The 13,308-nt window shown below is 65.5% G+C and carries 15 protein-coding genes; 6 read left to right on the top strand and 9 right to left on the bottom strand.

All coding sequences use genetic code 11. From position 1 onward, the window contains the following. Positions 1-88 precede the first annotated feature (88 nt). The 4 genes from H7V21_RS11490 to H7V21_RS11470 all read left to right on the top strand — a co-directional run bounded on the left by H7V21_RS11490 (position 89) and on the right by H7V21_RS11470 (position 2,257). Positions 89-370 carry a hypothetical protein gene (locus H7V21_RS11490; protein WP_188053884.1) on the top strand — a complete coding sequence of 94 codons (282 nt, stop codon included), beginning with the start codon at positions 89-91 and terminating at the stop codon, positions 368-370. Further along, a complete protein-coding gene (locus H7V21_RS11485) occupies positions 367-810 on the top strand; it encodes a periplasmic heavy metal sensor (protein WP_188053883.1) in 444 nt (147 codons plus the stop codon). Before H7V21_RS11490 ends, H7V21_RS11485 begins: the two co-directional genes overlap by 4 nt. Next, a complete protein-coding gene (locus H7V21_RS11480; RefSeq protein WP_188053882.1) occupies positions 807-1,388 on the top strand; it encodes an RNA polymerase sigma factor in 582 nt (193 codons plus the stop codon). The genes H7V21_RS11485 and H7V21_RS11480 overlap by 4 nt, the downstream gene beginning before the upstream one ends. Positions 1,389-1,573: 185 nt before the next feature. Then, positions 1,574-2,257: a DUF305 domain-containing protein gene (locus H7V21_RS11470; RefSeq protein WP_262503845.1), complete on the top strand. Its 684-nt coding sequence runs from the start codon at positions 1,574-1,576 to the stop codon at positions 2,255-2,257. Positions 2,258-2,281: 24 nt separating this feature from the next. On the opposite strand, the gene H7V21_RS11465 is transcribed toward H7V21_RS11470, so the two are convergent. The 5 genes from H7V21_RS11465 to H7V21_RS11445 all read right to left on the bottom strand — a co-directional run bounded on the left by H7V21_RS11465 (position 2,282) and on the right by H7V21_RS11445 (position 9,186). Further along, the gene (locus H7V21_RS11465; protein ID WP_188056515.1) at positions 2,282-5,536 is read right to left on the bottom strand and encodes an error-prone DNA polymerase; all 3,255 of its coding nucleotides are present in this window, start codon (positions 5,534-5,536) and stop codon (positions 2,282-2,284) included. Beyond that, a complete protein-coding gene (locus tag H7V21_RS11460) occupies positions 5,533-7,224 on the bottom strand; it encodes a DUF6504 family protein (protein WP_316714994.1) in 1,692 nt (563 codons plus the stop codon). The genes H7V21_RS11465 and H7V21_RS11460 overlap by 4 nt, the downstream gene beginning before the upstream one ends. A 40-nt stretch (positions 7,225-7,264) precedes the next feature. After that, positions 7,265-8,038, bottom strand: a complete 774-nt coding sequence (locus H7V21_RS11455; protein WP_188053880.1) for a protein ImuA — start codon at positions 8,036-8,038, stop codon at positions 7,265-7,267. A 105-nt stretch (positions 8,039-8,143) separates the two neighbouring features. Next, entirely contained in the window at positions 8,144-8,566 is a 423-nt protein-coding gene (locus H7V21_RS11450) for a DUF1810 domain-containing protein (RefSeq protein ID WP_188053879.1), read from the bottom strand. Between the two features lie 2 nt (positions 8,567-8,568). Then, positions 8,569-9,186, bottom strand: coding sequence for an SOS response-associated peptidase (locus tag H7V21_RS11445; RefSeq protein ID WP_188053878.1), 618 nt, complete (start codon positions 9,184-9,186; stop codon positions 8,569-8,571). A gap of 49 nt (positions 9,187-9,235) precedes the next feature. Here H7V21_RS11445 and H7V21_RS11440 point away from each other — a divergent pair, with 49 nt between their 5' ends. Together H7V21_RS11440 and H7V21_RS11435 are read left to right on the top strand one after the other, a co-directional pair. After that, positions 9,236-9,757, top strand: a complete 522-nt coding sequence (locus H7V21_RS11440) for an SOS response-associated peptidase family protein (RefSeq protein ID WP_262503844.1) — start codon at positions 9,236-9,238, stop codon at positions 9,755-9,757. A gap of 14 nt (positions 9,758-9,771) precedes the next feature. Then, on the top strand, positions 9,772-10,368 hold the full coding sequence (locus tag H7V21_RS11435) for an alpha-ketoglutarate-dependent dioxygenase AlkB (RefSeq protein ID WP_316714988.1): 597 nt from the start codon (positions 9,772-9,774) through the stop codon (positions 10,366-10,368). Between the two features lie 21 nt (positions 10,369-10,389). On the opposite strand, the gene arsH is transcribed toward H7V21_RS11435, so the two are convergent. From arsH to H7V21_RS11415, 4 genes are all read right to left on the bottom strand, one after another. Further along, the gene (gene arsH / locus H7V21_RS11430; RefSeq protein ID WP_188053877.1) at positions 10,390-11,136 is read right to left on the bottom strand and encodes an arsenical resistance protein ArsH; all 747 of its coding nucleotides are present in this window, start codon (positions 11,134-11,136) and stop codon (positions 10,390-10,392) included. Continuing rightward, on the bottom strand, positions 11,133-12,203 hold the full coding sequence (gene arsB, locus H7V21_RS11425) for an ACR3 family arsenite efflux transporter (protein ID WP_188053876.1): 1,071 nt from the start codon (positions 12,201-12,203) through the stop codon (positions 11,133-11,135). Before arsB ends, arsH begins: the two co-directional genes overlap by 4 nt. 1 nt (position 12,204) lies before the next feature. Further along, a complete protein-coding gene (locus H7V21_RS11420; protein WP_262504095.1) occupies positions 12,205-12,570 on the bottom strand; it encodes an ArsC/Spx/MgsR family protein in 366 nt (121 codons plus the stop codon). Positions 12,571-12,648: 78 nt separating this feature from the next. After that, positions 12,649-12,978: an ArsR/SmtB family transcription factor gene (locus H7V21_RS11415; protein WP_188053875.1), complete on the bottom strand. Its 330-nt coding sequence runs from the start codon at positions 12,976-12,978 to the stop codon at positions 12,649-12,651. Positions 12,979-13,308 lie beyond the last annotated feature (330 nt).

Raw genomic sequence — 13,308 nt, 5'->3', positions numbered from 1 at the left:
CTCCGTCCTCGCCATAATCTGGAACTTGGCCGGTGAGGGCTGCCCGGCTGAGCTGCGTAATGCTATTGAGAGACGGGGATTAACGGCCATGAACGACATCGATTCAGCATTGCAGCGATTGGCAAAGGCGCCGCCGCCAACGGACCTGGATCGGCTTGAGGCGGCGGTTTTCGAGCGGGTCGAGGGTCACGGTTTCGGACAGCCGCATGTCGGCACGCCGCTCCGCATCTGTGCGGTGGCGCTTGCGGTAGCCCTGGGAATTGTCGGCGGGCTTATCCCGAACCGGTCCGGCGATGCCGAGAGCTTTCCGGTTCCGCTGAGCGACGCAGCCAGGTTCGCTCCCTCCACTTTGCTGATCGGGCATTCGTGAACGTCGGCGCCCGGCGAACCTGGCTCTTGGCCGCGGTGGTTTTTCTGGCCGCCCTCGCGGGCGTTCTGATCGGCCGCGGCATTTCGAACCAGCGGCCCGAACAGCCCAGCGCATTGCACGAGTTTCTTCACGACGAACTCGATCTCGACGCGGGGCAACTCGCCCGGATTGAAGGACTGGAAAAGCAGTTTGCCATCAGGAAGCGTGCGCTCGAACTCGAGCTTCGCGCGGATAATGCCCGGCTTGCGGCCGCTATCGAGGCCGAGCACGGCTATGGGCCCCGGGTAACGGCCGAGATCGACAGATCGCACCAGGCGATGGGCGAGCTGCAGAAGGAGACGCTTTCGCACATCTTCGCGATGCGCGCGGTCCTCCGGCCCGATCAGGCCGAAAAGTTTGACCGCGCCGTGGTCAAGGCGCTGACCGCCGATGCGGAATGAGGTGCGTCCCCACGGAGTGCTCCGACGGCGAGCTGGCCGCGCTGACAATCGCCGGCCGCAACGACGCATTCGCCGAACTGATGCGCCGGCACAGGGAGCCGACCTATCGCCTGATTCGAGGTCATATCGGGGATCCGGAGGAAGCCGTCGACTTGCTTCAGGACTGCTTCATCTCCGCTTTCAAGGCGCTCGACCGCTACGATCAGGCGCGTCCGTTCCGGGCTTGGCTTTCCCGCATCGCCATCAACAAGTGCCGGGACTGGGCCCGCCGACGCGCCGTGCGGCGCCTGTTCTTCGCGGCCAGCCCGGAATCGCGTGCGGCCGAGATCGCCGATCCGGCTCCTTCCCCCGCGGACGCCGCTGGCGATCGTCAGGAACTGGAGAGGCTTTCCAACGCAATCGCCGCCCTCCCGCGCAATCTCAAGGAGCCGCTCATCCTGCGAACGATCGAAGGTCTGTCGCAAAGCGAGACGGCCATGGTTCTGCGGATCAGCGAGAAGGCCGTTGAAACGCGGCTTTATCGCGCGCGGCAGAAGCTGCTCGCCATTCGGCACGCAAGACAAAGCCCTTCGAGCTGACGCGAAAGCTGTTCGTCCAAGGGATCGATCCTCATCCATTACGGTTTGAAGCCCACCTAGCCAAGGAACTCACCATGCAGCTCTTCCGAAGCACACTCGCCGCCACGGCGGCACTGGTTCTTGTCGCAGGCTGTTCGCAGGACGCCGAAACGGCTGAAAATCAGCAGCAACCGGGCGCCGACGCGATGATGGCCGACCCGTCGAACCCGTATGCGAAGGCCGAGATGCAAATGATGGAGCGGATCGAGGCCGCGTACGGTGCGAATCCGTCCGAGACCTGGACTCGCAAAATGATCGAACATCATCGCGGAGCGATTGCGATGTCCGACCTTCTTCTCGCTCAAGGCGGCGGCGATCCTCGGATACTGGAAAAGGCACGGATGACGGCCGACATGCAGCGCCGGGAGATTTCGGAACTCGAAGCCCTGCTCCCCGCTGGAGTCGGAGGTTCGGGCGGCGAGGCGGAAAGCCCGTTCGCGCAAGCGGTCGGCGCTATGCACCAGCAGATGATGGCGGTCAGCGGCGCCACGCCGGCAGAGACCTGGGTGCGAAAGATGATCGTCCACCATCGCGGAGGTGCGGCGATGTCCGATGTGCTTCTGGCGCTCGGAGGTGATCCGGAAGTGCTGGAGAAGGCAAGGATGACGCGGCAGAAGCAGCTTCAGGAAGCCGAGGATCTGGAACGGCTGCTGCGCGGCGAAGAGGCACCGGCCGCTGCATCTTCCCCGGATGCGCGACCTGCGCCCGCGCCTGCAGAGGTTCCGCAGCCCGCAACGCAGCCGAAAGCCGTATCAAAGGCGCCGGAGGCTTCGAAGGAATCCGCCGCTGACCCCCATGCTGGCCATGATATGAGCAATATGTCGCATTGACGGCGGGAATCGCGGCTTCGGCGTTCAGCGGAAGTCGTGACTTCGGATCGGCAGCACTTCCTCAACCGCGCCGTGAAGCGCAGGGTGCGCGAGCTGATAGTTCCGCCTCCGCCCGGGCTCCCGCGAATCCGGTCCGCCGCCATGCTTTGCGCCGTCAGCACGGCCCTTCGCCGGTGCGAAATCGATGCTGCCGATCGAACGCAGCATGTCGTCGAGATTCGCGATCCGGTCGCAGATGATGTGAATGACCTCGCCTTCCTTCTGAAGGCGTCCCCGCATCGCGATCATCGACGACGACATTACTTGGCGGCGGTAGATTTCGAACCGATCGGGCCAGAGGATGCCGTTGGCGATGCCGGTCTCGTCCTCGATCGTCACGAACAGCACGCCCTTCGCCGAGCCGGGGCGCTGCCGCACCAGAATGACACCCGCCACCTCGATGTTGCGGCCGTCCCGAATGGCTGAGAGATCACCGCAGCGCACGATATTCATCGCATCGAGCCGATCCCGCAAAAAGACAACCGGATGTCCGCGCAGCGAAAGCTGGGTCGAGCGGTAATCCTCGACCACCTCGCGGCCATCGGTCATCGGCCGCAACGTTACGTCGGGCTCTTGCCCTTCCGGGCTGAACGCCGCTTCGCGCGCATCGGCTGCCGCGAACAGCGGCAATGGCGCTTCACCCAGACCCTTGACCTTCCATAGTCCCTGGCGCCGGTTCTCGGCGATGACGTGGAATGCGTCGGCCTCGGCGAGCCGCTCGATCGCGCTGCGCGGCACGCCCGCGCGGCGCCATACTTCCTCGACGCTGGCATAAGCCGCCGGTCCCCGCGCCGCGGCGATCGCCGCGCCGTGCACATTGGCGAGCCCCCTCACCTGCCGGAACCCGAGCCGCACCGCCATATACCGCCCAGGGGAGGGCTCGAGCGTGCAGTCCCAATGGCTGTCGTTGATCGAGACCGGGCGCACTTCGACGCCGTGCTGACGCGCGTCGCGAACGATCTGCGCGGGCGCATAGAAACCCATCGGTTGGGCGTTGAGCAATGCCGCGCAGAACACATCCGGGTGATGGTGCTTCATCCAGGAGGAGGCGTAGGCGATCTTGGCGAAGGAAGCGGCGTGGCTTTCGGGAAAACCGTAGGAGCCGAACCCCTCGATCTGCTTGAAGGTGCGCTCCGCGAAATCGCGAGGATAGCCGCGCGCGACCATGCCGTTCACCAGCTTGTCGTAAAAGTGGCTGACGCCGCCGGTCAGCTTGAAGGTCGCCATCGCACGGCGCAGCTGGTCGGCCTCGGCGGGCGTGAAACCCGCGCCAACGATCGCCACCTTCATCGCCTGTTCCTGGAACAGCGGCACGCCCAATGTCTTTTCGAGCACCGCGCGCAGTTCAGGCTTGGGATATTCGGGCTTCTCCTTGCCCTCCCGCCGTCGAAGATAGGGATGGACCATGTCGCCTTGAATCGGCCCGGGGCGGACGATCGCCACTTCGATGACGAGATCATAGAACCGGTTCGGCTTGATCCGCGGCAGCATCGACATCTGCGCGCGGCTTTCGATCTGGAAGACGCCGAGCGTGTCGGCTTTCTGGATCATCGCGAAGACGCCGGGATCATCGTCCTGCAGGTCGGCCATGGTGACCTTGATGGCCTTCTTCTCCGCGAGGATGTTGAACGCGCGGTTCATGCAGCCGAGCATGCCGAGACCCAGCACATCGACCTTCATGAATTTGAGCGCGTCGATATCGTCCTTGTCCCACTCGATTATTTGACGATCCTCCATCCGCGCCGGCTCGATCGGGACGAGATCGTCGAGCCGGTCTTGGGTGAGGACAAAGCCGCCCGGGTGCTGCGACAAATGCCGGGGCGTGCCGATGAGCTGGCGCGCGAGCTCGAGCGTCAGCTTGAGCCGATGATCCTCGGCATTGAGGTTGAGGCTCGCAATCTGCTCATGGGCGATACCTTCCATCGACCAGCCCCAGACAAGACCAGTGAGCATCTTGGTGAGATCGCGCGGCAGGCCGAGCGCCTTGCCCACCTCGGCAACGGCGCCGCGGGTGCGGTAGCGGGTCACGACCGCGGTCAGCGCGGAGCGATGCCGGCCATAGGTCTCGTAGATCCACTGGATGATCTCTTCGCGCCGCTCATGCTCGAAATCGACGTCGATGTCGGGCGGCTCCTTGCGTTCCCCGGAGACGAACCGCTCGAACAAGAGCTCGTGCTGGATCGGATCGATCGAGGTGATGCCGAGCAGATAGCAGACGCAGCTGTTGGCGGCCGAGCCGCGCCCCTGGCACAAGATCCCGCGCCGCCGGCTTTCGGCCACGATCGCATTGACCGTGAGGAAATAAGGCGCGTAGCCGAGTTGGCCGATCAGCCTCAGCTCGTGATCGATCTGATCGCGATATGGGGGCGGAAGCCCCTCCGGAAACATGCGCGCGGCGGCTTCCTCGGTGAGCGCGGCGAGTGACTCCTGGGCGGTGCGCCCCGCCATCACCTCCTCATAAGGGTATTGATACTGGATCTCGCCGAGATCGAACCGGCATTGATCAGCGATATCGGCGCTCGCCTGGATCGCGTCGGGAAAGGCGGCAAAGCGGCGTTCCATTTCCGCCGGCGATTTGAGGTTGCGGTCCATGAACCGCTCGCGCCTGAACCCCAGCGCATCGATGCTGGTCTTTTCGCGGATCGCGCTCATCACGTCCTGGAGCGGTCGGCGCTCGGGGGTGTGGTAGAGTATGTCGCCTGTCGCGACGCTGCGGATACCGGCGGGGCGCGCCAGGGCATCGAGTCGATAAAGCCGCTCGGCGTCGCCAGGACGGCGGCGAAGCGACAGCGCGACAAAGCCGCGCGCCCCGAACGCATCGCGCAGCTCGGCGAACTGCCGCTCGGTCGCCGCATCGGGCAAATCCGGCACCAGGATCGCGACCAGTCCGTCGGCATGAGCAAAGACATCTTGCCAGTCGAGAATGCAGTGCCCTTTTCCGCCTCGCGCCTTGCCGATCGACAAGAGCCGCGTGAGCCGCGACCACCCCCGCCGGTCGGTCGGATAAAGCAGCAGCGCGCGGCCATCGGTCAGATCGACCCGAGCGCCCGGGATCATGCGCACGCCAGTCGTCTTCTGGCCATCCCAGCCCCGCACGACACCGGCGACGCTGCCCCAATCCGCAAGGCCCAGTGCGTGATGGCCTTGGACCGCGGCCGCTGCGAACAGCTCTTCCGGCGAAGACGCGCCGCGCAGGAACGAGAAGTGGCTCGTCACCTGGAGTTCGAAATAGGTCATCAGCCGAACATCCCATGCATGTACCAGCTGCGATCGCCGGTCGACGCGTCGACGCCGTCACCGCGGCGGAAGAGCCAGAAGCGCTCGCCGCCTTCGGCTTCGACGCGGAAATAATCCCGCACCGCCCATAGCTCGCGAGCCGAGCGCCACCACTCGCCATGGATGCGCTCGGGGCCGTCGCCCGCCACCACGCGATAATGTTGCCCGCGCCACACGAACCGTCGCGGTGGATGATCGGGGAGCAGCGCCACGACATTCGACAAAGGTTCGGGCCGGCGGAGCAATCGGACCGGGCGTTTCCATCCCGGCCACCCGATGGGGCTCGCCAGCGCATCGGTACGGCGCACCGCGCGTTCGGGCACGTCGCTTTCCTGGCTTGTCACCCGAAACAGTGCGTCCTCGCCAACGCGTCCGGCGAGCTGATCGACCAAAAGCGCGATATCGGGCGGGCGATCGTCGCTGGCGAGCGCGGCGCCCAGCGACGCGGGGGCAAGATCTTCGACCCGTAACGCAGCAAGCGTCATCGCTTCGATGCCGAGGCCGGGATCGATCCGCTCGACGCGCATCGCGAACATCCGCTTGAGATGCGGCGCGTCACGCGTCGCCTTGGCGGTGCCGAGGCCGATGTGCTGCTCGCCGCCATCAACGCGCGAGGCGGTCAGCCGAGCGCCGCGCAGGCCCAGCCCGTGCGTACACAGCAGCTCGACGAGATCATCGACCAGGTCGCCGATCACCTGCGTAATGGCGTCCGCCGTAGCGATCGGTTCGAGCAGCCGGCGTTCGGCGCGCGGCAGCTCGACCGGGACCACGGGCACGATCGGTTCGGCAATGAGACCGCGTGCCTGATCGATACGTTCGACGGTGGCAAGCCCCAGCCTCCGCGCGAGCGGGCCGCGCGGCATCAGATAAAGATCGCCGATCCGCTCGAGCCCGAACCGGTTTGCCGCAGCCAATGCTTCGGCGCTCAGCCTGAGCGCCGCGATCGGCAGGTTGGCGATCGCCTCGGCTTCGGCGCCCGGCGGCAGGACCGTGACCGCTGCTCCGCCATAGCGCGCGAACGCGTGCGCGGCGCCCGGCGTCCCCGCGATTGCGATACTCGCGGTGAAGCCGAGCCGCTTGAGGAACGCCAGTACCCGTCGGCAGAACCTGTTCTCGCCGCCGAACAGGTGAGTGGTGCCGGTGAGATCGAGCCAGATGCCGTCCGGCGCCGCTGCGCTGGCGGTCGGCGTCCAATGGCCGACCGCATGCACCGCAAGCCGGTCGAGAAAAGCGCGGTCCTCCTCCGCCTCGGCATCACGAACTTCGAGATCGGTTACCAGCGCACGTGCGTGCGCCGCGGCCATGCCCGGCCGCAAGCCCAGCTCCAATGCGACGGGGCATGCGGCGCTGACGACGTCGCGCTGCCCGACGCGCTCGATCAGGATCATCGGCCGATTCCACCGCCAGGCTATCGGCTGCCGCGATGCCGAAACGCCCGGAGCACCCTCATCCGGCCGCATCGCGTTGAACGGGTGAGCGGCAGGCTCGCTGCGGCGCCCCAGCATCCGCATCGATGGCCGCTGATGCGCCGGCATCGCATCGATCTCGTCCTGGCTCGGCCTGGGACCCGCAGCGCCGTCACGCGCCCAGCGCGCCCCAGGTCGCCAGCCGCCGCCCCTCGGCACAGAACAGGCGTCCGGATCATCGTCCACCGGCAGCGCAAAGTGCGGAACGAGCGAAAGCGCGTCCGGCTCAGGCGGCCCGACTGGCCGCTCCAACCGGCGCAACCGCTCGATTGGCAATTGCGGCAGGAAGATTGAGGCAACCCGTATCATCGCAGGCTTCAAGTTCGAGGGAGAAGGGATTGCCGCCGCGCTGACGGACCAGTTCGACCGACCATCGCGCCCGACCCACCCCCAGAAAGGGCAACGGCGCAGAGGACAGGCAGCGGATCCGCCAGCGTGTTTTGGCGGAAGATGGATCAGAGAACGGGCATCGGTCGCGCGACCGATGCCGCCGATAGAGCAGCATCGGCGTGCGCCCATCCGATGCCGCGAGCTGGAGCCGGCGGGTAACGGTCTGGTCGGCCGTCTTCACCTCGGCAACAACGCAAGCAAGCGAGCCGTCCCGGAGACCGTCCTCGGCTAGCGTGAGCACTTCGCTGTCTTTTCGGCCCTGGGCATAGAGGATGCGATCCGGACCGAGACCGACCTGTTCGAGACCAGGCGCATAGAGATCAAAGCGGGAAAGCGCCCAGAGCACTGTGGATCCCGGCCGGTTTGCGAACCGCGCGGCGATGCCCGCCGCGAACAACGTCGCTGCGGCGTCATCGCTCAGCGTGGCGGAGCCTGCGGCGATCTCATGCAGCGCGGCGCCATCAAGGCCATGATCCGCCAGCCTGTCGTCGAGCGCGCCGAGGCCGAACGCCCCCACCGGCCCGCGGACCGACTGGACGCGCGAAAGCTCGGCTCGCAGCGCGGCGAGCTGGTCGGCGTCGGGCCGCTCGATTGAAGACAGGGCAGGCATCAGAGAACATCGACTCGTGTGTTCCTATTATGTTCCGACGAGTCTCAGGATTCGTCAAGCGTTAGGAATCCGCGCGGCTTTTCCCCCGGCCAGTCGCCTCACCGGCTACCGCTCGAGGAGCCGCAGCGTTGTGGGGTCGCGCTCGCCGCCGAACCATCGCTCAAGTGCGGCTGTCAGCAGTGGACTCGGCCGAACCGTATCGAACAGAGTGAGCGAAGATCGCAGCTTCATTGCGTCGATCGAGCCGAACACAGCCACAGCATCGCTCGTGCGAAGATCTTGCAGCGCGTCGACGCATTCGCGGTAGCGTTGCCCGAGCAGCCGATGATCGAGATAGCCCCGCGCCTCCTCGGACGAGCGGATCGCGTAGAATTGCGACGTTGGGCTCTGCCCCAGTCCGGCAAGCTGCGGAAAGATGAACCACATCCAGTGCGATCGCTTCGCGCCGCGGCGGATTTCGCCAAGCACAGTAGCATAGATCGAGGATTGCGCCTCGACGAAGCGTTCGAGCGAATGCGGATCGGCCATCGTCAAAGCATCGCCGCCTGAACGGGCGACGGTGGAAACACGGGGGTAGCAGGGAGGCTGCCCCTCGGCAGATATTTGAGCACCTCTTGCGCCGGCACGCCCGGATCGAGCCAGTCGGCCCATCGGTCGCGGGCGAGCGGGATGATCTGGCGGTGATGGTACGGCGCGACGTCCTCGCCCGCGTCCATCGTCAGCATGGTGAACGCTTCGCCTGCCGGGCTGTCCCGCCAGATACCTGCGATGCAGAACCAGGGATGATCGCGCATCGTGAACAGCCATTTGGTCTTGCGCTTCTGCCCGGGCTCTTCGGGCCTGGTGAACTCATAGAAGCCGTCGGCGAGGATCAGGCAGCGGCCCGAGGTGAATTCGCGGCCTTCGGACCGGAAGTTGTACACTGGCTTTCCACCCGGACCGGGCCAGCTCCAGCGCCGGTTGACCAGCTCGCCGAGGCCGCGTTCACCCTCGACGCTCCGCACGATCGGTGCGCTGTCGCTGATCTTGATATCCTCGCGAGCCGGCACGTTCGGCCGGCCCTCGGGCGTCGTTATCTTGATCTTGAGATCGTCGAAGTCCTGGACGATCGAGGCGATATCGACTTCCAGACGATAGTCATTGCACACGCTTCAACGCCTCCTTGCGACTCACTCTCGTTCCCATTATGTTCCGGTCATGGACTCGACGCCAACGCCTTTCGATTCCGATACGCCGCTTGGGGCCCGCCGCGCCATCATCCGGCGCAATCCGGACGACGCTCAAGAGATTGAGATGGTCGAGGCGGCCTGGGGTTCCAATCCGCGATTCGGCGACGGCGCATCGTTTCGCTTTATCCGCTCGGAAGGAAGGTCTTTTCCGAGCCACCGCTGCCTGGTTCCGGCTTCCGAGTTCCTGATGACCGTGGGCGATAAGCGCTATCGCGTGACGCTCGAGGGCGGCAACTTCTTCTACCTGGCCGCCATATGGGAGTCCGCGATGGGCGAATGGCCGCACTGCTACCGGATCGTCACCGTCGCGGCGAATCCCGAGGTCGCACGCTATCAGGAGCGGCACGGCGCGATCATCCATCGGCGGCAGGTGATGCACTGGCTCGACACGGCGGTCCCGGAGACCGATCTACTGGAGACACCGCCTGCCCGGACCTTTTGCGTTGAAGAGATCGGCGCCGACGCGCGTCAACCGATGCTGGCCTTCTGAAGGCGCGTTCGGACATGAACATGCACGTCCGCGTTGCTGGCGGCGAAACCCAGGCCGATCTGTTCGGCACGCCCGTCCTGCCGGGGCTGGCATATCGTAATGCGCTGATCTCCGAAGCCGAGGAGCGCGAGCTTGTCGCTCGGATAGACGGAGCGCAGCTCAGCCCGTTTCGCTTTCAGCAATGGACCGGCAAGCGGCTGACCAACTCATATGGCTGGCGCTACGATTTCGAGACCGGCCGGTTCGCCCCGGCCGAGCCGATTCCTGAATGGCTGGAGCCGCTGAAGGCGCGGGCGGCGCGGTTCGCCGACCTGAACGCCGCCGAACTCGTCCAGGCCCTGCTTATCCGCTACGATGCCGGGGTCGGGATCGGCTGGCATCGCGACCGCCCGGTGTTCGAGCATGTGGTCGGCATTTCGCTTGGCACACCGGCCGCGGTGCGCTTCCGCCGCCGTATCACGGCGGGATTCCAACGCACATCGGCTACCCTCGCGCCGCGCTCAATCTATCATCTGAGCGGTGAAGCACGGCATTCATGGGAACACAGCATCGCCGCCCTGCCAGCGACGCGCTGGTCGATCACCTTTCGTAGTTTGGCCGCGCCGAAATGAAGTGCGAATATCGAAGCGAAGTCACCGGCCGCTGATCGCGATGCTGGACAGGTCGGCCCCTGCATCCACGGCACGTCCCGCTTGCTTGCGCTCCGAATAGCGGTCCACGAGCTGGTCCGCGTGAGGCCGCATCAGCACGGTGAACCGCACCAGCTCCTCCATCACGTCGGCGATCCGGTCGTAATAGCTCGACGGCTTCATGCGTCCCGTCTCGTCGAACTCCTGGAAAGCCTTGGCAACCGAGGATTGGTTGGGGATGGTGAACATCCGCATCCAGCGCCCAAGCAGGCGCAGCGTGTTCACCGCGTTGAACGATTGCGAGCCGCCTGAAACCTGCATCACGGCCAGCGTTCGCCCCTGTGTCGGGCGCATGCCGCCCATGTTGAGCGGCAGGTGATCGATCTGCGTCTTCATGATGCCGCTGATCTGGCCGTGACGCTCGGGGCTGCACCAGACCTGACCTTCCGACCACATTGAATGTTCGCGAAGTTCGGTAACGGCCGGATGGTCGTCACCCTCGATCTGGTCCGGGAGCGGGAGATCCGACGGATCGAAGATGCGCGTTTCGGCGCCGAAGAAGCGAAGAAGGCGGGCCGCTTCCTCGACCGCGAGGCGTGAGTAGGACCGCTCGCGCAACGAGCCGTACAGCAGGAGGATGCGCGGCGGCGGCTGATCGTCACCGATGCCCGACGCGGGACGGCGGTGAGCGAAGGACGGATCCAGCGCCGGAAGAAAGTTCGGCTCGGCGAGCGGGCGCAGGCGGCTCATGCGCCGGCTCCCCGCTCGTACCAGCCGCGCGAGCGCTTCACGATCGCGACCACAGAGAGCATGACCGGCACCTCCACCAGCACGCCGACGACCGTCGCCAGCGCAGCCGCACTGTCGAGGCCGAACAGCGAAATGGCGGCGGCGACGGCGAGTTCGAAGAAGTTGGAGGCGCCGATCAGCGCCGCAGGCGCGGCGACGCACCAGGCGACGCCGAAGCGGCGGCTCAGCCAATAGGCGAGGCCCGCGTTGAAATAGACCTGGATCAGGATCGGCACGGCGATGAGCGCGATGACGAGCGGCCGCGCCAGAATCTGCTCGCCCTGAAATCCGAACAGCAGCACCAGCGTCGTCAGCAACGATGCGAGCGAGATCGGTCCGAGCCGGGTCAGCACACGGTCGAGCGCCGGCTGGCCGCCCTGCGCAAGCACCGCGCGCCGGATCAGTTGCGCGACGATCACCGGAACCACGATGTAAAGCACGACCGAGATCAGCAGCGTTTCCCACGGAACCGTGATCGAGGCGACGCCGAGCAGGAGACCAACGAGCGGCGCGAAGGCGAAGATCATCACCACGTCGTTCAGCGCGACTTGCGACAGCGTGTAGTTCGGCTCGCCGTCGCACAGGTTCGACCACACGAACACCATCGCCGTGCAGGGCGCCGCGGCCAGCAGGATCAGGCCCGCGATATAGCCAGACGGCGCCTCGGGCAGCAGCGGCGCGAAGAGCCAGCCGAGGAAGACCGTGCCGAGCAGCGCCATCGAAAAGGGCTTCACCGCCCAATTGATGAACAGCGTCACGCCCACGCCCTTCCAGTGCTGGCGGACGCTCCCGAGAGCGCCGAAGTCGATCTTCAGCAGCATCGGGATGATCATCAGCCAGATCAGGACCGCTACCACCAGATTGACGCGCGCGACCTCCGCCGCGGCGATCGTGGCGAACATGCCCGGAAGCCAGGCGCCGAGCGCGATCCCAGCTACGATGCAAAGGGCCACCCAGAGCGTGAGCCAGCGTTCGAAGAAGCCGATGCCGGGGCGCGATGCCTCGAGCGCGGGGGCGCTGCTCGCCATCCTACGAAACCCGGTACCCGGCGGCATCGACGACCTGCTCACCGTCCTCCTTCGCGAATGCGCCACGTTGCGCTGCAGGGAGAATGTCGAGCACGGCTTCGGACGGGCGGCACAGTCGCACGCCGAGCGGCGTCACCACCAGCGGCCGGTTGATCAACACCGGATGATCCATCATCGCGTCGATCAGCGCTTCATCGGAAAGGCTCTCGTCGCCAAGCCCCAGATCGGCGTAGGGCGTTCCCTTCTCGCGAAGCAGGACGCGGGGCGTCAGGCCGCCGCGCTCGAGCAGTTGAACGAGCATGGGGCGCGACGGCGGCGTTTTGAGATACTCGACGACATGTGGTTCGATGCCGGCGTTGCGGATCATCGCCAGTGTGTTGCGCGAGGTGCCGCAGTCGGGATTGTGGTAGATGATCACGTCTATCGAATTCACGCCGCGTCTCCTTCAGCAGCAGGCAAGTTCGGCCGCGAGCGGCTCGCACAGCTCGGCGCGTCCCTGGCAGCAATCCTTGGCGAGGAAGAGCATCAGCGCCCGCAGCCGGTCGATATTGGCCCGTTGGATCATCTGCCGCCCGCGCTTTTCCGCGACGACCAGTTCGGCCGCGACGAGAACAGCCAGATGAGTCGACAGCGTGCTCTGGCTCAACGCGGAAGCAGCGACGAGCTGTCCCGTAGAGAGGCCCTCCGGTTCCGCTTTGACGAGATGCCGGAAGGTGTCGAGCCGCGTAGGGTGCGACAGTGCCGCCAACGCGGCCAAGGCTTCATCCGATTCCATTCATCGTCTTTTACCGATCAATAGGGCGGGGTCAACACCCATCGGCGAAAACCGATGATTTGTCGGGTCCGCTGACCGTTGGTTGAGCCTGCGCGGTGCTCACGCATATGATCATGGTGTCCGACGGCCCCAGAAGTTGAGAAACGCGCTTGAGGACGCGCGCTGGTCGATGCGGCCATGCGGCCGACGAGACCAGCCAATCAGCGCTGCCGAACGCGCCCGATGATATACGGTGGCGGCCAAGGCAGAGCGGTCCCAATCCCATTAAAGGTGATGAAACAGCGCGAAGCGATGCGCTCACGTGCTCGACCTTCCAACTCGGCACGGATT

The sequence above is a fragment of the Sphingosinithalassobacter sp. CS137 genome, from assembly GCF_014334115.1.
GTDB lineage: Bacteria > Pseudomonadota > Alphaproteobacteria > Sphingomonadales > Sphingomonadaceae > Sphingomonas.
This window is presented reverse-complemented; position numbering and strand designations above follow the sequence as displayed.

What these genes read in the sequence shown, in the direction of transcription:
- H7V21_RS11435 (WP_316714988.1), top strand. Translation starts at nt 9,772, where the DNA reads ATGAACATGCACGTCCGCGTTGCTGGCGGCGAAACCCAGGCCGATCTG.
- H7V21_RS11415 (WP_188053875.1), bottom strand. Translation starts at nt 12,978, where the DNA reads ATGGAATCGGATGAAGCCTTGGCCGCGTTGGCGGCACTGTCGCACCCT.
- H7V21_RS11480 (WP_188053882.1), top strand. Translation starts at nt 807, where the DNA reads ATGAGGTGCGTCCCCACGGAGTGCTCCGACGGCGAGCTGGCCGCGCTG.
- H7V21_RS11470 (WP_262503845.1), top strand. Translation starts at nt 1,574, where the DNA reads ATGATGGCCGACCCGTCGAACCCGTATGCGAAGGCCGAGATGCAAATG.
- H7V21_RS11420 (WP_262504095.1), bottom strand. Translation starts at nt 12,570, where the DNA reads ATGATCCGCAACGCCGGCATCGAACCACATGTCGTCGAGTATCTCAAA.
- H7V21_RS11455 (WP_188053880.1), bottom strand. Translation starts at nt 8,038, where the DNA reads ATGCCTGCCCTGTCTTCAATCGAGCGGCCCGACGCCGACCAGCTCGCC.
- arsH (WP_188053877.1), bottom strand. Translation starts at nt 11,136, where the DNA reads ATGAGCCGCCTGCGCCCGCTCGCCGAGCCGAACTTTCTTCCGGCGCTG.
- H7V21_RS11490 (WP_188053884.1), top strand. Translation starts at nt 89, where the DNA reads ATGAACGACATCGATTCAGCATTGCAGCGATTGGCAAAGGCGCCGCCG.
- H7V21_RS11450 (WP_188053879.1), bottom strand. Translation starts at nt 8,566, where the DNA reads ATGGCCGATCCGCATTCGCTCGAACGCTTCGTCGAGGCGCAATCCTCG.
- arsB (WP_188053876.1), bottom strand. Translation starts at nt 12,203, where the DNA reads ATGGCGAGCAGCGCCCCCGCGCTCGAGGCATCGCGCCCCGGCATCGGC.
- H7V21_RS11440 (WP_262503844.1), top strand. Translation starts at nt 9,236, where the DNA reads ATGGACTCGACGCCAACGCCTTTCGATTCCGATACGCCGCTTGGGGCC.